We start from the raw sequence: 25,045 nt of genomic DNA, 5'->3' as shown, positions 1-25,045 counted from the left end.
TGGCGTGACGGACAAATAGGGAGGGAACCTATTTGTGTCCACCGGGTTAATAGCCAAGCCCCGGTCACTTATGGTGGCCGGGGCACCGGGGAGTACCCATGAGCAGTCGCTTAAAAGTATCAGTGGGTCAGTATGCCGATAAGGGCCTCAAGGCCTCCAATCAGGACTTTCACGGTTGTTACCTTCCCACCGAGCCCTTGCTCAGTCGCAAGGGAGTGGCCTTTGCCATGGCGGACGGGATCAGTAGCAGTGAACTGAGTCATATCGCCAGTGAAACGGCGGTAAAAAATTTCCTCGATGACTATTTCTGCACCTCGGATGCCTGGTCGGTACAGCATTCGGTGGAGCGTGTGGTTAGGGCCTGCAACGCCTGGCTGCATAGCCAGACGCTGAACAGCCCCTACCGGTTCGACAAGGACCGGGGCTATGTCTGCACGCTCAGTGCCCTGGTGTTCAAGGCGACTCGGGCGCATATCTTTAACGTCGGTGATACCCGTATCTACCGGCTGCACGACAAGGGTCTGGAGCAGCTGACCCACGATCACCGTCTCTGGGTGACGCAAACCGAAAGTCACCTCAGCCGCGCGCTGGGGGTTGAAGCTCATATTGAACTCGATTATCAAATACGGCCGCTAAGCGAGGGGGATATCTACCTGCTGGCAACCGATGGCGTCTATGAATACGCCGACACGGCCTTTGTGCTCGACAGCATTGCAGGCAGCAGCGACCTGGACACTGCCGCCAGGAGCATCGTCGAGCATGCGCTGGAGCAGGGTAGCGGGGATAACCTCAGTTTGCAGATCGTGCGTGTAGATGCGCTACCAAAGCCCGGTTCAGCTTCGTTGCAGCGGGATGCCGAGGCGCTGGAACTGCCACCCATACTGGCGGCGGGGGCACGCTTTGATGGTTATAAAATCCTGCGTGAACTCCATGCCACCAGTCGCAGTCATGTGTATCTGGCGCTGGATGAGGCCGCCAGTAGCCGGGTGGTGCTGAAAACGCCGTCCATTGATCTGGGTGCTGACCCAGCTTATCTGGAACGTTTTCTGATGGAGGAGTGGACGGCGCGGCGCATCAACAGCGCCCATGTACTCAAAGCTGCGGCCCAGAGCCGCCCCCGCCAGTACCTGTACACGGCAATGGAGTTTATCGAAGGCCAGACGCTGAAACAGTGGCTTGTGGATAATCCCAGGCCGGAACTTGAAACCGTGCGCGGCATTATCGAACAGGTCGCCCGCGGGCTGCAGGCGCTGCATCGCATGGAAATCCTGCATCAGGACCTCAGGCCCGACAACATCATGATCGACAACAGTGGCACGGTGAAAATCATCGACTTTGGCGCCGCTCGGGTGGCGGGCATTGTGGAGTCTGAGCCAGACGCACAGCAGGACGTGATTCTGGGCACTGCGCTCTATACGGCACCTGAGTACTTCATGGGGGAGCTGGGTACTTCCTGCTCCGATCTGTATTCCCTGGGCGTGCTGACCTATCACATGCTGTCGGGCAATTTTCCCTACGGCACCGAGGTCTCCAAATGCAGAACCGCGGCGGCGCAGCGGCGACTGCACTACGGCTCAGTACTGCATGATGAGCGCGAGATTCCCGCCTGGGTGGATGAAACCCTCAAAAAGGCTGTTCATATAAACCCGTACAAGCGCTATCAGGAACTGTCTGAGTTCATGGCCGACCTGCGCCAGCCCAACCGGCAGTTTATTAACCGGACGCGTCCGCCTTTGCTGGAACGCAACCCGGTACGCTTCTGGCAGGGCGTCGCGGCCATTCTGGGCGGCATTATTGTTGTGCTGCTGCAGCGCTAATCCGGCGTCCAACGACTTCAAGGTTGTTTTAAATCAGTTCTATTTCCCCAAAGCTAAAGAGGACACAGCAATGATCAGTAATCGTGATGAAGTCACTCAAATGATTCTGAGCGCCAAGGTCGCGAGGGGTATTAAATGGAAGGATGTCGCTACGGCAATTGGCTTGTCGAAGGAGTGGACCACCGCTGCCTGCCTGGGGCAGATGACGTTTAACAAGGCGCAGGCGGAGATCGTCGGCGAGCTCTTTGGCCTGTCGGATGAAGCCATGGCCTGGCTTCAGGTGACGCCCAGCAAGGGCTCATTGCCGACGGCAGTGCCGACAGACCCATTAATCTACCGCTGGTACGAGCTGGTGAATGTGTATGGCAGCACCATCAAGGAACTGATTCACGAAGAGTTTGGTGACGGCATTATGAGTGCCATCGACTTTTCTATGGACTTGCAGCGCCAGCCCGATCCCAACGGTGACCGTGTCAATGTGGTGCTGTCGGGCAAGTTCCTGCCTTACAAAGCCTACTGACAGGTCTGTTCGCTGCCAGAACGCCAATATTCTGCTGAGGTCTGTGCCCGCTTCGATTAGCATGGGCGGGCATTACCGCATCAGGCTTTTACAGCAGGACAGACTCTCTTGATGGACTTATTGGACTGGCTGCGGCCCGCCGCGCTGGAGCAGGGGCAGTTTCTTTTTCTGATCGGCCTCAGTGCCTTTACCTCTGCAATGACGGCCATGATGGGGGTGGGCGGCGGCGCCGTGCTGATCGCTGTCATGGCCAATGTGATGCCGCCCATCGCCGTGATTCCCGTACACGGCACCGTGCAGCTGGGGTCGAATCTGGGTCGTCTCTGGACCATGCAGGAGCACATTCGCTGGCCGCTGGTGGGCTGGTTTGCCCTCGGCTGCCTGGCTGGCAGCCTGCTGGGTGGCCAGATCGCTGTAAGTATTCCGGCGCACTGGCTCAAACTCATTATTGGCAGCTTTATTCTTTACAGCTGCTGGTTGCCGCTGCGCACCCGGCTGGCGGGCGGCAAGTCCGGCGTGCTGCTGGGGGCCATCACCGCCTTTGTGGCGATGTTTGTTGGCGTCACCGCCACCTTCATTATTGCCGCGCTGCGCAACAGCCTGTCCGAGCGCATGGAGCTGGTAGGTACCATGGCGGCGCTGATGACGGTGCAGCACGCCCTGAAAGCACTGGTGTTTGGTCTGTTCGGCTTCGCTTTCGCAGACTGGCTGGGGCTGGTGCTGCTGATGATCATCACCGGCTTTATGGGTACGCTTGTCGGCAAGAAGGTGCTGGATCGCATCCCCAACGAGCGCTTTTCCCAGGTGTTGAAGCTCACCCTGACGCTGCTGGCCCTGAAGCTGCTGTGGGACGGTATAAGCCAGTGGCTATGATCTTTGGGCAGGCTTTTGTTATCCACCGCCTGCGACAGCTATTCTTCAAGCGTGTAAATCTGATTTCGACAGCTTTTCTATGCTCGAAACGGTGCTGTTATCCGAGGGATCGCTGATGCTGAAATCAAGCCGGCTGTGCATGTTACTCGTGGTGGGTTTGCTGATGGGAGCGCCAACGCAGCTTTGGGCGCACAGCTTTGATATTGCGGTGATCGCTCCCTTCTCTGGGCCTGAGGCGGCGGTGGGATCAAGCCTGTGGCAGGGCATGCGAGTGGCCACCCGCGAAACCGATGGCCATCCGCAGGAAACATCGGATGGTCACCTGGGGGGCGTGGATTCGAACCTGCGCCGGATCGACAGCCAGGCGGGCACCGTACAGGTCGCGCAGCAGCTGCGCGCCCTGGGTGAGTCCCAGGGTTTTCTTATCGCCGTACTGAGCCCGGATCAGGCCTCTATGCTTGAGACGTTGCCAGAGGGCATAGCTGCGGTGGTAATGCTTACCGCAGACCAAGATGACCAGGTGCCCAATCATTTCACGCCGCCGACGTTGCCTGCAGCATCCAGGCTCGCCTTCAGTGACGCCTATCGACAGTTCTACGGCAGTGAACCGGACGAGATGGCGCAACGCGGCTATGCCATTGCACGCCTGATCGACATAGCCGTGCGCCCGACTGACGGCCATTTCAGTGACAAGGCGCTGCTGCAACAGCAGTTTGCCGACGCGCTCTTGCTGCAGCGGCAGCAGAAATAACAAAAACCACAGCAATAACCGTCACGGGTTTGAGGTGGACTCACCCTCGATGTTGGTCGCCTGCCGGGCCGCCAGCTTGCGCTCGAACAGCTGCAGCAGGCGTTGGAATGGTGGCTGCTCAAGGTCGGTATTTTGGAAGAACTGCAGCAAAGCGTGCATCTGCTCCTGATCTCCTTCCTGCCAGTTGAATGCCGCCAGCTGCACCAGTGGGCGCTTGAATGCTGGTCGGCTGTTGTAGTCAGCTCCCGGAGGGCCGTCACGCCCAGGCAGACGCCGGCGCTCACCGAGAAAACCGGCAAAGCTGTAAAAGGCATCATCGGGCGGGATAAACGCCAGTTCATACTCGGCTTCCCGTACCGCTTGCGTCAGATCATATCCGGTGACCCAGGGTTTGGGTTCGCCTGTTACCAGGTAGGGCAGGGTGTCGGGGTTCAAAAAGCGCACTACCGGATGCTCTTTTATTCCCGGGTGCCAGGGATAAAGCTCGTTTGATCTTTTCGCCGCCACCAGACGCACGGCAAGGTTGTCTGGCGTCAGCAGGTCGACGCCCAGTACATAGCTGCGCAGGTTGTTATGTTGCTGCAGCATCAGCGCCAGAGGTTGGGACTGCGGATCCAGCACCAGGGTGGCAGCGGTGTAATGATCCAGCTGGTGCCAGTCGTCAAGATCGCCCGCCAGTGGCAGCAACAGGGACTGCCAGCCGGGTAAACTTGCGACTATGCCGGAGTTGCGAAACACAAAGTGGTAAGTTAAAAAACTGAGCCTGCCGAGCACTGGGTGCTGATCATAATCGACGCGGCCAAAGGCTTGTGGGTTAACGGGGCGGGACTCAGGTTGGTGACTGAATACAACCTCCGAGCTGGCTTTGTACTGGTTCAGTAGCTGGCTGTCGACCTGGCGGGAAAGCAGGGTTCCGTCCGCCGCACTCAGGCTGCCCTGGGCTATATAGTCAGCATAAAAACTGATCGGGCCTTCAGCGTCCTGATCCAGAAACAGGCGCGGGCGAAAGCGTTGCAGCAATGCCTGCTCGGCGGCCGTCGCGGCCTGGGTGCTGCGCGGATGCTGGGCGTAATAGTCACTAAAACCCGGATACTGCGAAAAATTGCTCCATGAGCGACTGCATCCCGTTACCAGGGCTGCCATGGCTAGCAGCGCCAGCAACACTAGCCCTGCTGTAAAGTAGCTACTCCTTGTTGCCCTAGGCATAGGCGCCGATCTCCGTGTCTGTTGCAGCATCTGACCCTGTATCGGGGCTGAGGCCGGATTAGTTTAGGCTGCAGAGTACCCCGCTCCGGGGCACGATGGTAATTTCCCCCTGATCAGCATCGGCATTATTTACGCGATGGCTGTCTCTGTGCTGTATGGGCTGGCGTTCAGAAAATGGCGGGGCTGTGGCATATTGTCACCGGCGCTGCTGGCAGAGCGTTACTGTTGGCGCTCTGTCGTTACCTCTATGTACACAGGACAAAAGGAATTCGCTGATGACCGACCTTTCCGCCTTTGACGTGACCCGCAAGTGGCCCGCCCGTCAGCCAGAGCGGCTGCAGCTGTATTCGCTGCCGACGCCAAACGGGGTCAAGGTTTCCATTATGCTGGAGGAAACCGGCGTGGCCTACGAGGTCCATCGGGTGGATTTTGCTGCTAATGATCAGCTGTCGCCGGAGTTTTTGTCGCTTAACCCTAACAACAAGATTCCGGCGATTCTTGATCCCCAGGGGCCGGGGGGCAAGCCTCTGGCGTTGTTCGAATCCGGGGCCATTCTCGTCTATCTTGCCGACAAGAGCGGGCAGCTGTTGCCAGAGGATCCTGCCGAGCGCTACGCGGCGCTGCAGTGGCTGATGTTCCAGATGGGGGGTATCGGGCCCATGTTCGGACAGGTGGGTTTCTTTAATCGTTTTGCCGGCAAGGAGTATGACGACAAGCGCCCACGGGATCGCTACGTGGCCGAGTCCAGGCGTCTGCTCGGGGTTCTGAATCAGCGGTTGCAGGGGCGTGAATGGATTCTGGGCGACAACTATTCCATCGTCGATATAGCCACCTTCCCCTGGGTGCGTAACCTGATCGGCTTCTATGAAGCGGGGGATCTGGTGGGCATTAGCGACTTTCCTGAGGTTACCCGGGCGCTGGATGCCTTTCTGGCGCGCCCTGCGGTGCAGCGAGGGCTGATGATACCTGCAGCGCCTTAACGGCTTGAGTGCGGTTGAGTTGCCTAGCCTGGGATAGGTGCCGCAGCCTTTTTCAGGCTGAGATCAGCAGCTCATGGCCGATTACTTCCTTGATAATGGGGTAGGGGACTTTGTATTTTTTGCCATCGTACTTGATGACGGCATAGTCCGGACACATGGTAACGACGGTGCAGTTAACGACTTTCTTGCCATCGGTGATGCGTACGATATTAAAGTTTCGAAGAATTACAGCCAAGGTCATCACCTCTGTGGTTAGGGCATGCAGTGTATTTTAAAGCGGAAAGCTGAGCGTATGGCAGCAGCTATGTTAGTGCTGCTGTAACAGCTTGGCCTTGCTGCGCGCAGGTTTCAATCCCCAATATTAATTCCCGGCTAATAGTAGCAGAGGTCGGGCTTATCACTACAGGGTGCTCCGTTCAGTGCCGGGCCATACCATGGCCTTAGCGGCTATCAGCCGTCGGAGGCGGTTGGCGAAACACTTCGGTATCCGGATGAAAGGCCGCCCAGGCAAACCAGTACAGTGTGACCGGCGGTAGCAGGTTGCCGTTGTTATCTCGGATACTGGCTGAACCGTGTTCAGGATCGAAGTGCACCACAATGGGCATATCACCGAGGCGGTCCTGCAGCGGGCTCTCAACTTTACCCAGCTCTACGAAAGGCCAGGCTTTGGTCTCGCCGTTCAGTTCCAGGCCGATCACGCGCTCCTTGGGGTGATAGCCCAGTGCCCGGAATTTGACCGGGAAGTAGGTTGCCGCTGAGTCTTCATAGCCGCCATAGGGGTTGGAATCGTAGTCGCGCCCAAAGCCGGTTTCAAAACTCAGCACCTGGGTATCGGGGTGGCGCTGGCGCCAGTCGAGCCAGCTTGTATGTTCGACGGCGATCTGTGTCAGGAGCTGACCGCGGTAGTGTCCGGTGAGGGCGCGGGCCTGAATCTGGGACCAGAGCGACTCGGTTTCGCGGTCGTAGAGCAGCACGTCACTGTTGTAGAGCAGGCCCGACACGCCAAAGCTGAGTGGCTGGCTTTTCACCTGGCCCGTTCCCTCAGGCGTCACCTCACGTAAAAAAACCATGCCGGAGCCGCACAGCGGACAGAAGGTGATGGCCACGGGCTCATCCCCAAAGTGGTCGTTGACGATCTCATGCCAGTTGAGAATGCGGATCGGATAGGCCTTGCTGATACCGTTTCGACTCAGCCCCATGACCCTGTCCGCGTCGCGCAGGGTTGTGGCCTTATGGGCTTGTACGAAGCGCGGCGCATCGATCGACGGGATGCCGTCCCGGGGTGGTCCGCCGCGCAGGATGTCGTCAGCCGGAACCAGCGCGCCCTGCAAATTGAAGCCATTCAGCTGTTGTGCAAAGACCTGTGCGCAGAGCATCAATGCCAGCGCGGACAGAATCCTGAGCCTAAGACGTTGCATGCTTTTCATCCAGCCCTCCCGCTTTTTGTTTGCGACCGGCACTCAACCTATCATTATGCCCAGTCACCTTTGACCCCGGCGCGGCCATTAGCTTCCATTTGTTTCCGGGGTGGCGTGATTGGCGTTTGCGTCCTTTAGGGTAATTCAGCGGATAGTCGGTTAGGTCGATAGTGCGTACTTACTCTGTCTCTATCGACGGCCGCAGCTGCAGTAACAACGCCTGAATCAGGGCGTTGTCGCGGTTTTCCGGTGAGCAAACCCAGGCAAAGCGCCGGGTCAGGTTGAGTGAGGTGTCCAGCAGTATCAGTTGGCCTGCGGCCACTTCATCGGCGATGGTGAGGCTCGACAGGCAACCGATGCCCAACCCCGCCCGTACGGATTGCTTGATGGCTTCGTGGCGTGTCAGTTCCAGGGCTATGCGGGGCCTGAGCCCCTGCGCCTGCAGGGCGGCATCCAGTACCGCGCGGGTACCGGAGCCCGCCTCGCGCACTATCCATTCCTGATCCTCCAGGGTACGGGTATCCAGTGGGCTTTTGCGGGCCAGCGGGTGTTCGGGCGCACAGAAAACCACCAGCCGGTCCGAGCGCCAGGGCACTATATCGAGGCTGGGGTGCAGGGCCGGGCCTTCGATCATCCCCAGCTGTGCCTGGCCCTTTTCGAGCCGGCTCAAGACGCCCTCGGTGTTGGTGATTTCCAGCTTGGCGTCGGCTTCAGGATGCTGGCGGCGAAACTGGGCAATCAGTTTGGGCAGCAGATAGCTGGCGATGGTGACGCTGGCCGCGATGCGCAGGGTGCCGGCGATGCGGCGATCGTCCGGGCGGGTCAGGCTGTCGCTCAGGCTGAGGATCTGGCGCACGCGGGGCAGAATGGTCTGGCCGGCTTCTGTTACCACCAGCTCGCGGCCGATGCGATCCAGCACCTTGTAGCCCAGGGCACGCTCCAGTTCCTTGATCGCCTGGCTGGCGGCGGACTGGCTGATGGCTTGCTCTTCTGCTGCCAGCCCGAGTCGCCCCAGACGCACGGTGGCTTCAAACAGATGGAGCTGACGCAGGCTTAGATTCATCGGTTTTTCTTAAGTTATATGTAAGTACAATCCAATATACTTACAGTATTGGCGATTATAAAGTCCTCCTTAATTGGAATAAGGGGACCAGGCCATGCTCATTCGACTGTTACTTATCGCTATTGCCGCGACAGCGCTGGCTCAAACCGAGTCGTTCAGCGCCATCGGGCTCAGCGCGCTACCGCTGGCGATCCTGATGGGCATTACCTACGGCAATGTTGCCAAGCCCGCGAGTAGCGGGCGCGATGCTGCGGTACTTGCGTTCAGCCAGCAAAAACTGCTGCGCCTGGGCATTATTTTGTTTGGCTTCAACCTCAGTTTTCAGCAAATTGCGGCGGTCGGTTATCAGGCGATTCTGCTCGACATGATCGTGATCACTGTAGTGCTGTCGATGGGTATTTTTGTCGGTATTCGGCTGTTCGGGCTGCCACGGGAGATCGCCATATTGACCTCGGTCGGCAGCGCTGTGTGCGGCGCCGCCGCCATCATGGCGACGGAACCGGTGATTCGTGCCAAGGAGCAGGACGTGACCGTGGCGGTGGCAACGGTGGTGCTGTTCGGCACCCTGGCGATGTTCAGCTACCCGGTGATTTACAGTTTCGTTGGTATGGAGTCGTCGCTGTTCGGTATTTATATCGGCAGCACTGTGCATGAAGTGGCCCAGGCGGTGGCGGCGGGCCAGTCCATTGGCGGTGAGGCCATGCAGAATGCCGTGGTCGCCAAGCTGATCCGGGTGATGCTCTTGGCCCCGGTGGTGATTGTGCTGGGCAGCCTCTATTTCCAGCGCGCCGCCGGCAGCAGTGAGCGCCGGCCGGTGCCCATTCCCTGGTTCGTCTTCGGGTTTATTGCCACGGCGGCCCTGAACAGCGTGCTGACCCTGCCAACCATTGTGCTGGAGGGCTTGCAGCTGGCATCTCAGCTAAGTCTGGCCATCGCCATGGCGGCGCTGGGGATCAAAACCCGTTGGGCCACCATCCGCCAGGCGGGTATCAAACCGCTGGGGCTGTCGCTGGTGCTCTTTATTGTGTTGATGGTGGGCGGTTTTGGTCTGAATGTGCTGTTCTACGGCTAACAGCTTCCAGGGCGCCGCTTGGGCAGCGCCCGGTACAGATTCGTGACAGCCAGATGTCATATCGGCTCACGCAAGGCGGAGGCAGATCAGAGACAATAGCGGTTGACCATCTGGTAAAAATGCTGCTATGTTTCTGGTCTCACAGCCTGCATACAATAATAAAAGGTTCTGATCATGGTGAGCATTCTGATGCAATATCATGCCTCCTGCCGTCATTCATTCCAGAGGTTGCAGGTACTGCTTGCGGGCACTTGTCATTTAGTGACCCTGCTTACGCAGCCCTTCGCCTTGATAACCTTGTTATACGCCCTGATGACGCAAAGCCTGTCTTTCATCGGCGCAGCCCGCGGCCGACATTTTCACGTTATTCCCCCCTCCTTGCTGTCCATCTATCTGTTCAACCAGAAGCAAACCAAGCTGTTTACCCTCGTTAACGCCTGATTTTCCGCTCACACCTTCACCTGCTTATTCGTCTGCCTTTGCGCTTTTTTGCATTGATTTTATATTGCCTGGGCTTTATCCGGCGATGCATCAACAGTGGCGGACTCCATCTTATTGTTTGAATGCGGCAGTCGGCAGACCTTATATTCAAGGCTGTTTGTGGTCGCGTATTTAAACGAAGCTCATTTTAGTCTGAGGATTCAAGCATGCTGGATATGCTCGTGCGTAATGTGAACTTGCCCGATGGTAGCAAGGGCATTGATATTGCCATCAAGGACAAGCGTATTGTCGACATGGCGTCTGGCATCCAGGCGTCGGCCAGCATCGAGATTGATGGCCAGGGTCAGCTGGCATCGCCGCCCTTTGTAGACAGCCACTTTCATATGGATTCAGCCCTGAGCCTGGGTCAGCCGCGGCTGAACACCAGCGGCACCCTGCTTGAGGGTATCGCCATCTGGGGCGAACTCAAGCCGGATCTCACCGTGGAGGCCGTCAAGGCGCGGGCGCTGGAGATGTGCCGCTGGTCCATCGCCCGCGGCACTCTGGCCATTCGCAGCCATGTGGATATCTGTGACGACCGCCTGCTGGCGGTGGAGGCCCTGCTGGAAGTGCGCCAGCAGATGAAACCCTACATAGACCTGCAGCTGGTGGCTTTCCCCCAGGATGGTTACTACCGTTACCCGCGCTCCCATGAAAACCTGCTGCGGGCGCTGGACAAAGGCGTCGATGTGGTGGGCGGCATTCCCCATTTTGAGCGCACCATGGCAGACGGCTCCGCCTCCATCCGGGCGCTGTGCGAGATCGCCGAACGCCGCGGGTTGCGGGTCGATATGCATTGCGATGAATCGGACGATCCGCTGTCGCGACACATAGAAGTGTTGGCTGCAGAAACGCAGCGCCTGGGGCTGAACGGGCGGGTCTGTGGCTCCCATCTAACCTCGATGCACTCCATGGATAACTACTACGTCAGCAAGCTGTTGCCGCTGATACGCGAAGCCGGTGTGCACGCGGTTGCCAACCCGCTGATCAATATCACCCTGCAAGGGCGTCACGACACTTACCCCAAACGCCGTGGCATGACCCGAGTGCCGGAAATGCTGGCGGCGGGGATTAACGTCGCCTTCGGCCACGATTGCGTGATGGATCCCTGGTACAGCTACGGCACCCACGACATGCTGGATGTGGCCCATATGGGCGCTCACGTGGCTCAGATGACGGGGCTAAAACAGATGCAGCAGGCCTATGGGGCCGTGACCACAAACGGCGCCCAGGTGCTGGGGCTGGATGATTACGGCCTGGAGGTGGGCAAGCCCGCTGATATGGTGATTCTGCAGGCCAGCAGTGTGGTCGAGGCGCTGCAGCTGAGGCCCGCGCGGCTGTTTGTGATCCGTGGTGGCGAAGTGATTGCTAAAACGCCGCCGACCCGCACCCAGGTGGTACTGAATGAGGGGCCGGCTGACGTCAGTTTTTCTAGAGGCTTGTTTTAGCCGCCGGCTCTCTGCGTTTATCGAATGATTAACCGTATCTATCAGCGAACTCTATTTAAAGACGAGTAATTATCACACCCGAGGCGCCGTCGGTACTAACCGATGGCGCCCATTATCCCAACAGGAGACATTCCAATGTCTGAACAGCAAGAAAATAAAAACTATGCTGCTGAACATGATGACTATGCATTAACCCCGGTCCCCGAAAACGCACGTCGCGGCTTGCTGTCCATGTCGGCGGTGATGCTGGGCTTTACCTTTTTCGCCGCCAGCATGTGGACCGGCGGAACCCTGGGGCAGGGTTTTAAACTCTGGCCGGATCTGATTATCGTCATCCTGGCCGGCAATCTGATACTGGGGGGCTATGGCGCGCTGCTGGGATATGCGGCGGCGAAAACCAATCTCTCCACCCATATTCTTTCCAGGTACGCCTTTGGCACTTTCGGCTCCAAGCTGCCATCAATGATGCTGGCGATTACCCAGATCGGCTGGTTTGGCGTGGGTGTAGCGATGTTCGCCTATCCCATCAACAAGTTTATGGATATTCCCAACCTGCCACTGATCCTGGGCGGCGGCATAGTGATGACCTACACCGTTGTGGTGGGGTTCAAGGCGATCGAATGGCTTAGCGCCATTGCTGTGCCCGCCATCCTGATTCTCGGCTTTACCTCCGTTGCCACGGCGATTTCCGATACTGAAGGGGGGCTCGATACGCTGATGAACCTGAATCCGGTGGAGAACATGAGCATGGCGGTGGGTATTGCGCTGGCAGTCGGGTCCTTTATCAGTGGCGCAACCCTGACGCCGGATTTTGTGCGCTATGCCAGAACGCGGCGCGTCGGCGTGATCGCGACCATTATCGGCTTCACCTTCGGTAACAGCCTGATGTTTATCTTTGGCGCCGTGGGAGCAACAGCTACGGGCATGTCCGATATCGCCGAAGTGCTGGCACAGCAGGGCCTGCTGGGCGCCGGCATCGCATTGCTGGTGCTGAATATCTGGACCACCAATGACAACGCGCTTTACGCCGCAGGTCTGGGGCTGACCAATATCACCGGCCTGAAACGGGTGCATCTGGTGCTGGCGGGCGGCGCCGTGGGCACCATTCTGGCGGATTTCCTGTACAACAATTTCGTCAGCTGGCTGGTGTTCCTGAGTGTGTCTCTGCCACCGATTGGCGGCATCATCATTAGCGACTTCTACCTGCGCTGCAAAACCCGGTACCCGGACCCGGCAAAACACGCCTTCAAGCATATCAACTGGGCCGCGATGGCCGCCTGGGCCACGGCCATCTGTGTGTCTGTGATCTCGCCAGCGGACGGTATCTTCAGCATAGCCCCGCTGAATGCGATTATTACCGCCATGCTCGCTTATGTGCTGTTTTACAAACTGATCTATCGCAAAGATGGGGTGGCCCTGAGCCAGGCGGCCAGTCGATAAAGGGCGCCTGAAAGCACCATGCTCACCCAGGGTGTAGGGGAGGATTGAGAGTTAAGCGTATTGGCGTTTTCTAAAAAGGAGCTTTCTGCGTTCGTGAGCTGTGCCAGGGCTGCCCTGGCACTGTAGCATGACGAGCCTGGTGCATTGCCTGCCTGGGTTTATCCCGGGCAACCGGCTGAGATTCCGCGCACCGGGGGCGCTTTTGCGTGTTTGAATCCCGTGTGCTTTCAGCTGGCCGTTCAGTATTGCGGGGCTAGTTTTAACAAGGCCTGCTTCCGGCATTTGCCATGCAGGGCGCGGGAATGCTGGGACTCCAGGCTTGTGCGTAATTTTCCATAAAGACTCCAGCTCATCGCGCCGGCGAGCAGGTTGCCGGCGAGCACACCTGCAAAAAGTCCTGTCAGGCCGGCCAGCTCGGAGCCTATCCACAGCAGCGGCAGGTAGCAGCCGAACAGTCGCAAAGCGGAAACCGCCAGGGCCAGCCTGGGCGCACCCACGGCGCTGCAGACTGACACCACGATCATGCAGGTCCCAAGCGCACCGAAACTCATCGGCACCAGCCAGAGAAACTCGCTCAAAATGGCTGCCGTATGCCGGTCGCGCGTCAGCAGGCCGGCCAGCGCGTCTGCCCCTGCGAACAGCAGTGCGGCAACCGCCAGTTGCCACAGGAGGACAATCCTGACCGCCATGCTGACCAGCTTCAGGATGTGGTCCAGATCGCCACTGCCGCGCAGGCTGCCAATGATGGGCGGCATCGCCATCGTTAGCGCCAGCACGATGATCAGGGAGAAAAACTCAAGCCGGACGCCCAGTCCCCAGGCGGCAATGGCAGTGTCGCCATGACTGGCAACTACCGCTGTTGCCAGCATCGCCGCCAGCGGCGGAATGAATTGGCTCAGGGTGACCGGTGCCATAAAGTTCAACAGGCGTTTCAGTCGGGCGATCTGCTGCGCCGGTACTGCGGGCCAGCGGACCAGGCGTTTTCTCCATAGCCGGTAAAACAGAATGGCGTTTCCGGCGGCAAAGGCAGCAGAGGTTGCCCAGGCCGCGCCAGCCAGGCCCCACTGGAAGGTGAAGATGAACAGCGGATCAAGAGCGACGTTGATGATGCTGGTTAGCACCATCACCATTCCCGGTGCATAGGTTTCCCCGTGGGCACGGAACAGGCTGTATCCGATGTGCAGCATGGCCCCCAGCCAGCAGCTGATGAGCCAGGGGAACCAGTAGGCGCGAATCAGCGGATAGATCTCCGGAGTGGCTCCCAGTAGTGCCACCAGGGTTTCCTGAAAACACCACAGCAGAACGCCGATAATGGCCACCAGGACCAAACCGGTTCCGATCACCAGTACGCCAAACTCCCGGGCGTAGCGGTTATTTCGGGCGCCGTTTTCGGTCGAGATAATCGCAGTAGTGGCAATCCCCAGCCCAACCTGGAAACCGATTACCAGCTGGTAAACGGGGATGGAAAAGCTGACCGCTGCCAGGGGCTTTACACCCAGCTGGCCGATGAAGGCACTGTCTACCAACTGGCAACTCAGAATAGAGAGCAGCCCTATCAACATTGGCCAGGTCATGCGACAGAGTTGCCTGCCGAGTGAAGCCGAAGATAGCGTCATGTTTCACCTTGAGTTTCGATTGGCCGGCAGGGCTGTTGTGCAGGCGGACGCGAAGGGCAGGAGAGAAACCTAGCAGCCTGTCGGACTTACCACTGATCTACTGCGGAAAAGCCCCTCTCTTTAACAAAGAGGGGTCATTTTCGTGCTTTTTAATAGAACCACTATTCACAAGCTACATCCCTGTAGCTTGCCCGGTGGGCAGCTTACACTGTGTAAATCGGCTATCCTGCCGATTGATTGCCTCAAAAGAGCTCAAAAACTGCCTCTAAACGGCCTTTCCCTCGCTACGATCGGCCAAGTCCGACAGGTTGCTAGAGCACCGTTCAGTGCTGGTTGATCACGAGCAGGGGCGCCGCAATGACCGGCGTCCCTGTTTCTGTGGATTTCTGTTCGGTGTCCGCAGGCCGATTAAATTTCGACCACCACCTTGCCAATGGCTTGTCCGCTGCCAAGGCGCGCATAGGCATCGCCAACTTCCGTAAGGCCAAAGCGCTTGTCATCCAGCAGGGGTTTCAGGCCTCCTGCATCCACAATCTCGCTCAGCTTCGCCAGGATGGCGCCGTGCGCTTCACGCTTGTGATTGTGCAGCATGGGGATCAGCATGAAGATGATGTGCAGTGACAGGCCTTTCAAGTGCGCCGGCGTCAGATCCAGCTCAGTCATGGCCAGGGTCGTGGTGATGTTGCCATTCAATGCCGCCGCTTCGAATGAATTGGTCAGGTTGGGGCCGCCAACCGAATCAAAAATGACCTCGAAACCGGCGCCGTTGGTGTACTGGGCGACATAATCGGCGACAGTCGCTTTGCGGTAATCGATGGCGGTGGCGCCGTACTGTTCGATGATACTTATCTGCTGGTCGCCGGTACCTGTGGCATAGACGCTGGCGCCAAAATGCCGGGCCAGCTGCACGGCGACATGGCCGACGCCGCCGGTACCGCCGTGCACCAGAACGTTTTGGCCGGCCTGGACATTTACGCGCTGCAAGCCTTCATAGGCTGTGATGCCTACCATCGGCAGCGCGGCCGCTTCGCGCATCGACAGGCTTTTGGGCTTGTGGGCAATCAGCTTGGCATCGGCCAGCATGTACTGGGCCAGTGTACCCTGCAGGTCGGCCAGGCCTCCGGCGCAACCATAGACTTCATCACCCGGTGCGAACTGGGTAACGCCTTCGCCGACCGTCTCAACGGTACCGGCAAAGTCCATGCCCAGCACCGCCGGAAGGTTCGGTGATAGCGGCAGGTTTTCCTGACCCAGCTGGCGAATCATGGTGTCGATCGTATTCACACTGGTGGCCGCAACGCGCACGACGACGTGGCCAGCCTTGACTGCGGGCTGGGCCAGTTCGGTTAACGTAAATTCGGCATTGTCGCCGTACTCGTTCAGGATCATGGCTTTCATCGGGACTCTCCGGATGTGGGGTTGGTGTGCCTTCAAATATATAGAGTTCCGGGAGGATATAAACGCCACGTATTACGAATCAGTTTTCTGTTTTTCTATATAATGTTGTGCGACCAGGTAACCCTGGGCCGCAAAAGGTCCTGATGGGGCGCTTTGTGCTCTGGGGGCCGGAGGCAGTAGGGCAGTGCTTTTAGGTGGCGAAAGGCAGGCTCGGAATGGCTTGGTGTGACGAGGTGATCAGTGGCGTGGCAAGAAAGGGCTGGCGTTCGTGTTGCCCTTTCTTGCCGCGGACAGGCTGTGCCCGTGCCCGCAATGCCGGGCTTGGCCGCAGATCCAGCTCCCTGGCGCTATTTCTCCCAGGCAGGTGAGTCTCCAATTTTTTCTATCAGAAAGTCGATAAAGACCCGGACTTTGGCCGTCAGCACGTTTGATTTCGGGTAGACGAGCCAGATTGCAGACTGGTCCTCGATTTCGTAGTCAGGCAGTACCCGTACAAGAGACCCGTCCCCTATTTCCTTATAGACGCTCCAGTAGGCATTCATGGAAATGCCAACGCCCGCCTGGGTCGCAATCCTCATGCTGGTGCCGTCATCGCAACTGACGCGGCTTTTGGCACCCGTGGGCGGGAAGGTGCCCGCGGGCCCGCCCTCCAGGTGCGAGAGTTTTTTCGCAGCTCCCTCCCTGAATACCAGCATCTGATGGTCAGCCAGGTCATCCGGCGTTCGGGGTATGCCATGGCGTGCCAGGTATGCTGGAGAGGCGCAAAGAATGCGTTTGTCGTCGGCCAGTTTTCTGGCTCTGAGGCCACTGTCCTCAATGGCGTAGTTGCGCAGAGTCAGATCGAATCCGCCTTCAATCAGGTTCGTCTGGGTATCGGACAGTTTCAGCTCCAGGTTTATGCCAGGGTGACGTTCGAGAAACTCCGGCAGAATGGGGGCGATGAACAGCTGTGCAAAGGTGCTGGATGCCGCAAAGCGCAGGGTACCCGTAATGTCGGCTCTGCCATGCCCGAGGGCCGCCCGTGCTGCGCTTTCCTGCGCCAGAATTTCCCGGGCAAAGGGCAGGAATTCAGCGCCCTCCATGGACAGGGATACCTTGCGGGTGGAGCGGTGCAGCAGGTCGGCTCCGACCTGGGTCTCCAGCTTTGACAACCGTGCGCTGGCGACAGCCGGTGCCAGCCCGAGGCGACGCCCCGCAGCACTGATATTGAGCATATCTGCGGCCAGTACAAAGAGCCGTATGCCTTCAATGTCCATGCAACTATATCCAAAAGAAGAAAAGTACCGCCATTTTCCCTTCTTCTTTTTGGGTTATGCAAGAAAAACAGGGCAATGAGGACTGGGGGCGACGTCAGTCCCGCAGGGTCAGCATGTTGCCGTGCAGTTGCTGCAGCAGGCCGTTGAGCCGCTTGATCTGGGCGGCGGTCAGCGCCTGGAAGCAGCGCTTGAATATTCCGCTCACCGATTCGCGCACAAGCTCGGGGCGCTCGCGCCCCTGCGGGGTCATTGATGCCAGGGTTACCCGTCCGTCCGTGGGGGAGGTGATCAGCTCTATCAGGCCCTGGTCTCGCCAGCGGACGGCATTTTCAGCATAGCCCCGCTGAATGCGATTCTCACGGCCATGCTCGCCTATGTGCTGTTTTACAAACTGATCTACCGCAAAGATGCGGTGCCCCTGAGTCAGAGCTGCCAGCAGATAAAAGGTGTGGTGAAAGACGCCATGATCACCCATGGCATTGAGGATAATCTCTTTATATTTCTGTGTATTAGCGTTTATCTACAGGAGGAAGTCTCTGCTTTTATAAGCTTAATCAGGCTATCAGGGCAGCCCGTTGATTCAGGCTGCATAGCACAACAGCGTAATTAATTTGTGGGCCTGCGGATCATGGACACAGTTAGCGGGCTTCCCGCTGTATATGGCACTTTAATATAAACGTTTGTTTGAATTTATGGCATTGCCTGCCTATATCTATCTAGGGCAATCGGATGGGGATCCCCGCATCCACTTTTTACAGGAGCGGGGATAGCCCGCTTTTTCGTTTTGGAAAACGTTGATACTCCCTCCCGTTCAGTCCCGGCATCCAGGCTGCGTTTTTGGTTTTCCCCGGCAAGGAACTGGCCGGACCTAACTCGGTCGCGCATAGCGCACTGTCTTGATTGCCAAGCCATCGAAAATAACAAGGAGTTGACCCATGGCCCATTTGACCCTGCACGACCTGCTACACCGCAATCCCATGCCCACCCATACCGATACGCTGGTGGTGGGGGCCGGCATGGCCGGTCTTTACACCACCTGGCGCATGCTCGAGAACGACCCCAACGCCGACGTGTTTATCATCGACAAGTCCAATCGCACTGGTGGCCGGCTCGATTCCGATGTTGTGAAGATCGGGGATGCCGAGGTGAAGGAAGAAGAGGGCGGAATGCGCTTCACCTTCGATGACATGGACAATCTGATGAGCCTGTTCATGCTGCTGAACATCGAGGATCAGATAGTGCCCTTCCCGATGAACAGCGGCGGCAATAACCGTCTGCTGTTCCGTGGCCACAGCTTCAATAACGCCATAGCTGCGCAAGATGATTTCGCAATCTGGTCGCAGCTTTACAACCTTGAGCCAGCCGAGCAGGGCATGAGCCCGAGTGCGATTATCAACACCGTATTCAACCGCATCCTGGAAGCCAACCCGAACTTCAGCGCAAGGCCCGAACAGCGGGGACCGGAGTTCTGGCAGCAGTTTCGCCTCGACTGCCAGTGGAACGGCATCAAGATGAAAGACTGGACGCTGTGGAACCTGTTCAGCGATATGGGCTACTCCAATGAGTGCATCACCATGCTGTATCGGGCAGCCGGTTTCAACGGCACCTTCCTGTCAGATATGAACGCCGGCGTTGCCTACCAGCTGCTGGAAGAGTTTCCGGCAGATCCGCAGTTTCGCACTCTGGAGAATGGCTTCAGCACCCTGCCCAATGCTCTGGTGGAGCGCATTGGCAAGGAGCGCATTTACCTCAAAACCCAGCTGTTGAGCATCGGCAAGGCGGAATCGGGGCAGGGCTACCAGCTGAAATATCAGACTATCGATGAACACAACCAGATCCACTACGGCGAGTTGACGGCTAACAGGGTTGTACTGGGGATGCCGCGCCTGGCTTTGGAAAAACTCTTTGTGAGTTCCAATGTACTCAACACACTGCCGCCGCAGCAGTCGGAGAAACTCTGGGACAGCCTGCAGACCGCCAGTAACCAGCCACTGCTCAAGATCAACCTCTATTACGACAAGGCCTGGTGGGGCAATAAACTGAGCGGCCAGCCCGAAGTTGCATTTGGCCCCAGTTTTTCCGACTCGCCGCTGGGTTCGGTGTATCCCTTCTATGCCATCGACCAGCCCAGTTTCGCGGCGCTGGAGTACAGCGATTGGCTGAAGCGCCAGGGCAAGGAGCCGTCGCCGGAGATCGCCAAGGAGCTCGATCAGATTAACCAGTCCCGCTATCAGAAGCCTGCGGCCCTGACCATCTACTGTGACTACCTCAATATCAACTACTGGCGCACGCTGCAAAACAATGGCGCACTCTTCGACTCGCCGCTGCAACGGGACTTTACGCAGTGCGAGCCGCAAACTCTGTATGCCGCATCCCAGTGCGTGGTGGAGCGGGCTACGCATTTCTTCCGCGAGCTCTTTAATACCCACTATGTGCCGACACCTATCCTGACCAGTGCCCGGGTCTGGAGCGGCAGTACCCGCTTTAACGTGAACGCGAGCCAGCAGTTTGGCTTTGGTGTCCATCAGTGGGCTGTGGGGGCCGACGACCGGGAGGTTATCGAATTCCTCTGTGAACCCATAGACAACATCTTCACCTGCGGTGAAGCCTTTTCCGACTACCAGGGCTGGGTGGAGGGCGCGCTGCGCTCGGCCAACCTGGTGCTGGAAAAGGCCTTCGACCTGGCACCCATCAGCCAGGTGTTCGAACAACAAAGTGGCCAATCGCCGTCCAGCGCCATCAAGGCAGCCTACCAAAAACGGGCGCTAGTCCAGATCAGGAAGTACATAGACCCAGGCTTTGACCCCGGCACCTCGCTGGCCTCTGAGTCCTGTTGCGCCATGCCCGCTACCGATTGCCTGGTGGGCAGTGTCAATCTCAGCTACTTCGATCAGGAATAGGGAGAGCGGTCATGAAAAGCTTTGATACCAATGCATTTCAGCGCCTGGGTGGTGCCTCAAGCAGGCGCCTGAGCCAGGATCCGGGTCAGGAACTGCTGGAGAGCACTGCAACGGTGAGCCTGACGCCGTCCCAGCTCACAACGCAGTTTTTCAACGATCTGCAAGGAAACTGGTTCGGCAACAAGGGCTGGAACATCATAGCGCTGCCGTCCAGAGGCTCGACGCCCCAGAGCCAGGGGGATTTCAAGCTGCTGGTCATCCCCTATGCCGAAACCCTGGATGTGCGCGATGCGGGGGCACCGGCGCGCAACCGGGGCGGTAGCGTCGACCAGTTCGTTGCGGCGCTGGAGTACCAGCAGCGGGTGTTCAACAAGGACACGGCGGAAGCCCTTCACGTTGAGAACGGCATGTTTATGAACCTGTCCGCGATCGTCGACAACAACAACCAGATGCAGCCGCCCCCCGGTTTCAACGTGGCGCGCAGTGGCACCATTCCTCACGGGGACTCCATCATGCTGCTCAGCAAGCCGCCCTTCGTTGAGCAGGGGGCGCCGAATATTCCGGATATCTCCAGCCTGCCGCCGGATATCGGCCAGGGTGCCCCTCTGGGCTATACCGATCCTTATCTGCTACCGAACAAGGACATCAATGTCGGCAATCCGAACGCGACCCTGCGTCAGGATCTGGAAACACAGGCCGCCGAGGGCTTTGAGATTCTGGAAACCAAGACCCTGGTGCTGGATTCAAGCCATTCGGGCGGGATCAGCAATATCCCCTTTATCGTCCACCATGCCAACGCCACCCGAATGCAGGCGGTGTTCTGGCTCGAAAAAGTGCGCAACACCAAGACTGGGCAGGAGTTTGATCAACTGCAGTACACCCAGATTATCGACCTGGTGTTTCATCTCAAGTTTGGCCAAACCGATCCGAAGGAATTGATCACCTGGCCCCACATCACGATCAACACCATGGTCAAACAATAGGAGCCAGGGATGGAACAGGACATTACGGTCGCCCAGTATCTCAAGCTCAGGCTGGAACAGCTGGGTCTGCGCCAGCTGTTCGGGGTCGCGGGCAACTACACAGCGCCGCTGCTCGACACCATTCTGGCTGACGACAATTCGCCACTGCGCATTTCGGGCAATGCCAGCGAGTTATGCGCAGGCTACGCCGCCGACGCCTATGGTCGGCTGACGGGCTTTGCCGCTGCCTACGTGACCTACAGCGTTGGCGCTTTCAGCATGCTCAACTGCATTGCCGGCTCCTACGTCGAACAGGTGCCGGTGCTGCTGATCAATGGTGCGCCGACTAACAAGGAAAACAGCATCGAGAAGAACACCGGGCTGCTCTATTCCCACACCACGGGCTACGAGTTTGTCGACATCAACATGTTCCGCCCGATTACAGTGGCGGCGGAGCGGATCACCAATGCCCGCCAGGCCTGCTATCAGATCGATTCTGTGCTGACAGCCATGCTGACGGCGCACAGGCCGGGCTATCTGGAGGTGTGCGAGGATGTCTGGCGCGCGTCTTGCCGCGCACCTGTCGGCTGCCTCGAATCCGGCCGTGGCGACATAGTGACGGTCTCCGAGGTCGAGGCCGCCGTTCAAACTACCTTGAACAGTCTGATCAACGCCAAAAAGGCCATCGTCTGGGCAGGCATCGAGCTGCAGCGCTATGGCTTGCAGGACAACTTCGTCCGGCTGATGGAGGTGCTAAATCGCACCCTGGCCAAGCATGATCAGCCTATTCATTTTGTTACCAGCGCCTGGAGCAAATCAGTGCTGTCGGAGCAGCATCCCTATTTCGAGGGCTGCTATACCCTGACAACTCAGGAGATCGACAGCCTGATAGGCCCGGACGGCGTGCTGTTAGGCATAGGCGCCAACACCATAGGCAAGGATACCGGCAGCCAGAACATTCGCGGCGACCGAACCCTGCTGGCCTGCCAGGACAGCCTGTTCGCCGGGGCCAGTTTCTACCCAGGGGTGGAGCTGGGCGCCTATATAGACCGGCTGATTCAGGCGCTGGAACAGCACCAAGCCAGCGGCCACCTCAGGGGTCTGCGCCTGAGTCAGCTTATGCCCATGAACCTGATGGCCCGCCCGGCGAAGCTGGGCTACGACAGCTTCTTCGAGCGTCTGGGGAGCTGGCTGACCGCAGAGGATGTGCTGGTGGTTGATGCAGGTTTCCCGCTGATCGGTGCCCAAAGCGTACCGATAGCCGCCCAGAGTGGCTTTATCGCCCAGGCGGCCTGGCTGTCCATCGGTTACTCGGTTGCCGCCGCCACCGGGGTGAAATGCGCCCGCCCGGACAAACGCGCCGTGGTGGTGGTGGGCGATGGGGCCTTTCACGAAACTTGCCAGGCGGTGTCGGATCACCACGCCTATGGCCAGAACACCGTCGTCTTCGTTCTCGCCAACGGCATCTATGGCATCGAGCAGAAACTGGTGAACCCGAATCCGTTTCGCACCGGCAGCGGCAAACGGGACTATCCGGATCCGCTGCAGAACAAGGTCTACGCCTACAACGAGCTGCCCGCCTGGAACTTCAGCAAGCTGCCGGAAGTGTTCGGCGGCAAGGGCCACAAGGTCGCGAACCTGGACGACCTGGCCTCGGCAATGGCAGACATCCGCGACAACCCGACGCAGAACTATGTGGTCGAGGTGGTGCTCGACAAGACCGACGTACCAGCGTCGATTGCGGCCCATATCAACACCGAAGTCGGGGAGGACGAGATCGAAAACCCAAACTGGCCGCCCGGAGGAATTTTCTGATGTTCAGGGCAGGCGCCTGACGCTCGTCATTCAGGGTCTGGCGTATTGATGCGGCCATAGGGCTGTTTTACAGAGTTATTCCAGCTTTGCCCGGGCTCCTTTCCTTGTATGGTGCTCGGGCTTTTTTGTGCCTTATTGCTTTTGGCAGGAATGTGGCAGGAATACGGAGCTGGGGGTACTAAGCGCAGCCATCAGAATGAAAAAAGAGACGCAACCTTAGTCAGCATCCAGCACTCCTCGCGCAGTTGCCCGCTATCTTATGTTCTTTCGTCAAACAGGCATTACGCAAATATTACAAATGCGTATTGATTGGAGCCGGTCGGGCGGCTCTGACGGGCAGTGCTGCATAAAAGATCGTTATCCACCTGATAATTTTTGTTGAGTTACCTTATTCAAAAGGCCCGCGTAAGCTAACTATCATCTTTAAAAATTACTTTGGAATATTCATGAAAAACTACCGCGTTGCGCTGCTGCCAGGTGATGGCATCGGCACCGAAGTGTTGCAAGCTGCCTGGCCCGTACTGCAGGCTGTCGCCGACAAACAGGGCTTTGGCCTTGCGGGTGACTGGCTACCCTGGTCCTGCGATTATTACCTGGAACAGGGTGTGATGATGCCAGCCGACGGCGTTGAACAGTTGCGGGCTTTTGATGCCATCTACCTGGGCGCCGTGGGGTTGCCTGCGACCGTGCCGGATCATATTTCTCTGCGCGAACTGCTGCTGGCGATCCGTCAGGGGCTGGATCTGTCGGTCAACGAACGTCCGCATCGATTGCTGGCGGGCGTCACGGGGCCACTGCGCACGGAAAAGACCTTCGATATCCTGTGCATCCGCGAAAACACCGAAGGCGAGTACAGTGGCGCCGGGGGCCGAGTGCATCGCGGTGGTGACCTGGAAGTGGCGGTGGAAACCTCCATCTTTACCCGCGCTGGTGTCGAGCGTGTACTGCGCTACGGCTTCGAACAGGCCCGCCTTCGCAGCGGCAAGCTGGCCTCGGTCACCAAGTCCAACGCCCAGCGTCACAGCATGGTGTTCTGGGACGAAATGACCGACCGCGTTGCCGCCGATTACCCGGACGTAGAGGTGACCCGTTACCATGTCGATGCCATAGCGGCGCGCATGATCACTCATCCAGAGACGCTGGATGTGGTGGTTGCCTCCAACCTGTTTGGTGACATCCTCAGCGACATAGGTGCCGCAATCCAGGGTGGGCTCGGCTTTGCCGCCTCGGCCAATATCAATCCGGTCAGTGGCGGTCCTGGCATGTTCGAACCGGTGCATGGCTCGGCGCCCGATATCATGGGTAAGGGGCTGGCCAACCCGCTGGCGACACTCTGGGCCGGTGCCCTGATGCTGCAGCATATGGGTGAAACCGCCGGTGCCGCGGCGTTGATGACCGCCATCGAGACGGTGACCGGCGCCGGTGCCGGGACCCCGGACATGGGGGGAAGTCTCAGCACAGCGGAGCTCGCCCAGGCGGTGCAGAACGCACTCTGATTCCGGTGATATCACCGCATGCTGGTGGAGGCGGAGTATTCAACCTTCCGGCGACGCCTTGTGTGCTGGGCAGCCTCTATTTCCAGCGCGCCGCCGGCAGCAGTGAGCGCCGGCCGGTGCCCATTCCCTGGTTCGTCTTCGGGTTTATTGCCACGGCAGCACTGAACAGCGTGCTGGCCTTGCCAACTATTGTGCTGGAAGGCTTGCAGCTGGCGTCTTAGCTGAGCCTGGCTATCGCCATGGCGGCGCTGGGGATCAAAACACGCTGGGCCACCATCCGCCAGGCGGGTATCAAGCCGTTGGCACTGTCGCTGGTACTCTTTATTGTGTTGATGGTGGGAGGCTATGGTCTGAATGTGCTGTTTTACGGCTGATATTAATTCGGCCGATTAAACCAGAAAGCAGGATGCTTCAGCATTGGGCCTTTCGTTGCAACGAAGGGCCCAATGCGAACGCCCTCGCTTCCCCTCGAAGAAGTCCCGCATTTTCACCCGAGGCCTGAATTTCGTAATAGATATCGCTAGCAGCCGCCTG

The 25,045-nt window shown here is 58.3% G+C and carries 23 protein-coding genes; 15 read left to right on the top strand and 8 right to left on the bottom strand.

The features are described 5' to 3' along the window. Positions 1-98: 98 nt before the first annotated feature. The 4 genes from MPRO_RS10400 (at position 99) to MPRO_RS10385 (ending at position 3,961) form a co-directional block, all read left to right on the top strand. Positions 99-1,817: a bifunctional protein-serine/threonine kinase/phosphatase gene (locus MPRO_RS10400; RefSeq protein ID WP_067291505.1), complete on the top strand. Its 1,719-nt coding sequence runs from the start codon at positions 99-101 to the stop codon at positions 1,815-1,817. Positions 1,818-1,887: 70 nt separating this feature from the next. Next, complete coding sequence (cynS, locus tag MPRO_RS10395) at positions 1,888-2,337, top strand: cyanase (protein WP_067291502.1); 450 nt, start codon at positions 1,888-1,890, stop codon at positions 2,335-2,337. Between the two features lie 111 nt (positions 2,338-2,448). Next, on the top strand, positions 2,449-3,210 hold the full coding sequence (locus tag MPRO_RS10390; protein WP_067291499.1) for a sulfite exporter TauE/SafE family protein: 762 nt from the start codon (positions 2,449-2,451) through the stop codon (positions 3,208-3,210). 115 nt (positions 3,211-3,325) lie between these two features. Then, positions 3,326-3,961 (top strand): hypothetical protein, encoded by a 636-nt coding sequence (locus tag MPRO_RS10385; protein WP_158651788.1) that lies wholly within the window; start codon positions 3,326-3,328, stop codon positions 3,959-3,961. Positions 3,962-3,982: 21 nt separating this feature from the next. Here MPRO_RS10385 and MPRO_RS10380 read toward each other — a convergent pair whose 3' ends face one another. Continuing rightward, complete coding sequence (locus tag MPRO_RS10380) at positions 3,983-5,167, bottom strand: hypothetical protein (RefSeq protein WP_158651787.1); 1,185 nt, start codon at positions 5,165-5,167, stop codon at positions 3,983-3,985. A 275-nt stretch (positions 5,168-5,442) separates the two neighbouring features. Here MPRO_RS10380 and MPRO_RS10375 point away from each other — a divergent pair, with 275 nt between their 5' ends. Beyond that, positions 5,443-6,147, top strand: coding sequence for a glutathione S-transferase N-terminal domain-containing protein (locus tag MPRO_RS10375; RefSeq protein WP_067291490.1), 705 nt, complete (start codon positions 5,443-5,445; stop codon positions 6,145-6,147). A gap of 52 nt (positions 6,148-6,199) precedes the next feature. Here the strand turns inward: MPRO_RS10375 and MPRO_RS10370 are convergent, their stop codons facing one another. The 3 genes from MPRO_RS10370 to MPRO_RS10360 all read right to left on the bottom strand — a co-directional run bounded on the left by MPRO_RS10370 (position 6,200) and on the right by MPRO_RS10360 (position 8,628). Beyond that, entirely contained in the window at positions 6,200-6,388 is a 189-nt protein-coding gene (locus MPRO_RS10370) for a hypothetical protein (RefSeq protein WP_245635069.1), read from the bottom strand. Between the two features lie 199 nt (positions 6,389-6,587). Next, complete coding sequence (locus tag MPRO_RS10365; protein ID WP_245635068.1) at positions 6,588-7,574, bottom strand: DUF3179 domain-containing protein; 987 nt, start codon at positions 7,572-7,574, stop codon at positions 6,588-6,590. A 169-nt stretch (positions 7,575-7,743) separates the two neighbouring features. Then, positions 7,744-8,628: a LysR substrate-binding domain-containing protein gene (locus MPRO_RS10360; protein ID WP_067291483.1), complete on the bottom strand. Its 885-nt coding sequence runs from the start codon at positions 8,626-8,628 to the stop codon at positions 7,744-7,746. Between the two features lie 94 nt (positions 8,629-8,722). On the opposite strand from MPRO_RS10360, the gene MPRO_RS10355 reads away from it, so the two are divergent. The 4 genes from MPRO_RS10355 to codB all read left to right on the top strand — a co-directional run bounded on the left by MPRO_RS10355 (position 8,723) and on the right by codB (position 13,068). After that, complete coding sequence (locus tag MPRO_RS10355; RefSeq protein WP_067291480.1) at positions 8,723-9,700, top strand: YeiH family protein; 978 nt, start codon at positions 8,723-8,725, stop codon at positions 9,698-9,700. 174 nt (positions 9,701-9,874) lie between these two features. After that, positions 9,875-10,141 carry a hypothetical protein gene (locus MPRO_RS10350; RefSeq protein WP_067291476.1) on the top strand — a complete coding sequence of 89 codons (267 nt, stop codon included), beginning with the start codon at positions 9,875-9,877 and terminating at the stop codon, positions 10,139-10,141. A gap of 206 nt (positions 10,142-10,347) precedes the next feature. After that, on the top strand, positions 10,348-11,628 hold the full coding sequence (locus MPRO_RS10345) for an amidohydrolase family protein (protein WP_067291473.1): 1,281 nt from the start codon (positions 10,348-10,350) through the stop codon (positions 11,626-11,628). Positions 11,629-11,763: 135 nt separating this feature from the next. Next, on the top strand, positions 11,764-13,068 hold the full coding sequence (gene codB, locus MPRO_RS10340) for a cytosine permease (RefSeq protein WP_067291470.1): 1,305 nt from the start codon (positions 11,764-11,766) through the stop codon (positions 13,066-13,068). Between the two features lie 239 nt (positions 13,069-13,307). On the opposite strand, the gene MPRO_RS10335 is transcribed toward codB, so the two are convergent. The 4 genes from MPRO_RS10335 to MPRO_RS10320 all read right to left on the bottom strand — a co-directional run bounded on the left by MPRO_RS10335 (position 13,308) and on the right by MPRO_RS10320 (position 17,813). After that, complete coding sequence (locus MPRO_RS10335; protein ID WP_216821285.1) at positions 13,308-14,642, bottom strand: MATE family efflux transporter; 1,335 nt, start codon at positions 14,640-14,642, stop codon at positions 13,308-13,310. Positions 14,643-15,092: 450 nt separating this feature from the next. Beyond that, positions 15,093-16,082: a zinc-dependent alcohol dehydrogenase family protein gene (locus tag MPRO_RS10330; protein ID WP_067291466.1), complete on the bottom strand. Its 990-nt coding sequence runs from the start codon at positions 16,080-16,082 to the stop codon at positions 15,093-15,095. A 347-nt stretch (positions 16,083-16,429) separates the two neighbouring features. Further along, positions 16,430-17,338: a LysR family transcriptional regulator gene (locus MPRO_RS10325; RefSeq protein ID WP_067291462.1), complete on the bottom strand. Its 909-nt coding sequence runs from the start codon at positions 17,336-17,338 to the stop codon at positions 16,430-16,432. A gap of 94 nt (positions 17,339-17,432) precedes the next feature. Continuing rightward, positions 17,433-17,813: a winged helix DNA-binding protein gene (locus MPRO_RS10320; RefSeq protein ID WP_067291458.1), complete on the bottom strand. Its 381-nt coding sequence runs from the start codon at positions 17,811-17,813 to the stop codon at positions 17,433-17,435. Between the two features lie 460 nt (positions 17,814-18,273). Here MPRO_RS10320 and MPRO_RS10315 point away from each other — a divergent pair, with 460 nt between their 5' ends. From MPRO_RS10315 to MPRO_RS26500, 6 genes are all read left to right on the top strand, one after another. Beyond that, positions 18,274-20,238 (top strand): FAD-dependent oxidoreductase, encoded by a 1,965-nt coding sequence (locus MPRO_RS10315; protein ID WP_067291455.1) that lies wholly within the window; start codon positions 18,274-18,276, stop codon positions 20,236-20,238. An 11-nt stretch (positions 20,239-20,249) separates the two neighbouring features. After that, positions 20,250-21,221 carry a heme-binding protein gene (locus tag MPRO_RS10310; RefSeq protein WP_067291452.1) on the top strand — a complete coding sequence of 324 codons (972 nt, stop codon included), beginning with the start codon at positions 20,250-20,252 and terminating at the stop codon, positions 21,219-21,221. 9 nt (positions 21,222-21,230) lie between these two features. Further along, positions 21,231-23,015: an alpha-keto acid decarboxylase family protein gene (locus MPRO_RS10305; protein ID WP_067291450.1), complete on the top strand. Its 1,785-nt coding sequence runs from the start codon at positions 21,231-21,233 to the stop codon at positions 23,013-23,015. A 446-nt stretch (positions 23,016-23,461) separates the two neighbouring features. After that, positions 23,462-24,511, top strand: a complete 1,050-nt coding sequence (locus MPRO_RS10300; RefSeq protein ID WP_067291447.1) for a tartrate dehydrogenase — start codon at positions 23,462-23,464, stop codon at positions 24,509-24,511. Between the two features lie 62 nt (positions 24,512-24,573). Further along, positions 24,574-24,732, top strand: a complete 159-nt coding sequence (locus tag MPRO_RS25765; protein WP_158651786.1) for a hypothetical protein — start codon at positions 24,574-24,576, stop codon at positions 24,730-24,732. 18 nt (positions 24,733-24,750) lie between these two features. Next, on the top strand, positions 24,751-24,885 hold the full coding sequence (locus MPRO_RS26500) for a hypothetical protein (protein ID WP_281177166.1): 135 nt from the start codon (positions 24,751-24,753) through the stop codon (positions 24,883-24,885). Positions 24,886-25,045: the final 160 nt, after the last annotated feature.

This window comes from Marinobacterium profundum, assembly GCF_001528745.1.
Taxonomy (GTDB): Bacteria; Pseudomonadota; Gammaproteobacteria; order Pseudomonadales; family Balneatricaceae; genus Marinobacterium_A; species Marinobacterium_A profundum.
Note: the sequence above shows the minus strand (reverse complement) of the source record. Positions and strands in the feature narration are given on the sequence as shown.

What these genes read in the sequence shown, in the direction of transcription:
- MPRO_RS10400 (WP_067291505.1), top strand. Translation starts at nt 99, where the DNA reads ATGAGCAGTCGCTTAAAAGTATCAGTGGGTCAGTATGCCGATAAGGGC.
- cynS (WP_067291502.1), top strand. Translation starts at nt 1,888, where the DNA reads ATGATCAGTAATCGTGATGAAGTCACTCAAATGATTCTGAGCGCCAAG.
- MPRO_RS10390 (WP_067291499.1), top strand. Translation starts at nt 2,449, where the DNA reads ATGGACTTATTGGACTGGCTGCGGCCCGCCGCGCTGGAGCAGGGGCAG.
- MPRO_RS10385 (WP_158651788.1), top strand. Translation starts at nt 3,326, where the DNA reads ATGCTGAAATCAAGCCGGCTGTGCATGTTACTCGTGGTGGGTTTGCTG.
- MPRO_RS10380 (WP_158651787.1), bottom strand. Translation starts at nt 5,167, where the DNA reads ATGCCTAGGGCAACAAGGAGTAGCTACTTTACAGCAGGGCTAGTGTTG.
- MPRO_RS10375 (WP_067291490.1), top strand. Translation starts at nt 5,443, where the DNA reads ATGACCGACCTTTCCGCCTTTGACGTGACCCGCAAGTGGCCCGCCCGT.
- MPRO_RS10370 (WP_245635069.1), bottom strand. Translation starts at nt 6,388, where the DNA reads ATGACCTTGGCTGTAATTCTTCGAAACTTTAATATCGTACGCATCACC.
- MPRO_RS10365 (WP_245635068.1), bottom strand. Translation starts at nt 7,574, where the DNA reads ATGAAAAGCATGCAACGTCTTAGGCTCAGGATTCTGTCCGCGCTGGCA.
- MPRO_RS10360 (WP_067291483.1), bottom strand. Translation starts at nt 8,628, where the DNA reads ATGAATCTAAGCCTGCGTCAGCTCCATCTGTTTGAAGCCACCGTGCGT.
- MPRO_RS10355 (WP_067291480.1), top strand. Translation starts at nt 8,723, where the DNA reads ATGCTCATTCGACTGTTACTTATCGCTATTGCCGCGACAGCGCTGGCT.
- MPRO_RS10350 (WP_067291476.1), top strand. Translation starts at nt 9,875, where the DNA reads ATGGTGAGCATTCTGATGCAATATCATGCCTCCTGCCGTCATTCATTC.
- MPRO_RS10345 (WP_067291473.1), top strand. Translation starts at nt 10,348, where the DNA reads ATGCTGGATATGCTCGTGCGTAATGTGAACTTGCCCGATGGTAGCAAG.
- codB (WP_067291470.1), top strand. Translation starts at nt 11,764, where the DNA reads ATGTCTGAACAGCAAGAAAATAAAAACTATGCTGCTGAACATGATGAC.
- MPRO_RS10335 (WP_216821285.1), bottom strand. Translation starts at nt 14,642, where the DNA reads ATGACCTGGCCAATGTTGATAGGGCTGCTCTCTATTCTGAGTTGCCAG.
- MPRO_RS10330 (WP_067291466.1), bottom strand. Translation starts at nt 16,082, where the DNA reads ATGAAAGCCATGATCCTGAACGAGTACGGCGACAATGCCGAATTTACG.
- MPRO_RS10325 (WP_067291462.1), bottom strand. Translation starts at nt 17,338, where the DNA reads ATGGACATTGAAGGCATACGGCTCTTTGTACTGGCCGCAGATATGCTC.
- MPRO_RS10320 (WP_067291458.1), bottom strand. Translation starts at nt 17,813, where the DNA reads ATGGGTGATCATGGCGTCTTTCACCACACCTTTTATCTGCTGGCAGCT.
- MPRO_RS10315 (WP_067291455.1), top strand. Translation starts at nt 18,274, where the DNA reads ATGGCCCATTTGACCCTGCACGACCTGCTACACCGCAATCCCATGCCC.
- MPRO_RS10310 (WP_067291452.1), top strand. Translation starts at nt 20,250, where the DNA reads ATGAAAAGCTTTGATACCAATGCATTTCAGCGCCTGGGTGGTGCCTCA.
- MPRO_RS10305 (WP_067291450.1), top strand. Translation starts at nt 21,231, where the DNA reads ATGGAACAGGACATTACGGTCGCCCAGTATCTCAAGCTCAGGCTGGAA.
- MPRO_RS10300 (WP_067291447.1), top strand. Translation starts at nt 23,462, where the DNA reads ATGAAAAACTACCGCGTTGCGCTGCTGCCAGGTGATGGCATCGGCACC.
- MPRO_RS26500 (WP_281177166.1), top strand. Translation starts at nt 24,751, where the DNA reads ATGGCGGCGCTGGGGATCAAAACACGCTGGGCCACCATCCGCCAGGCG.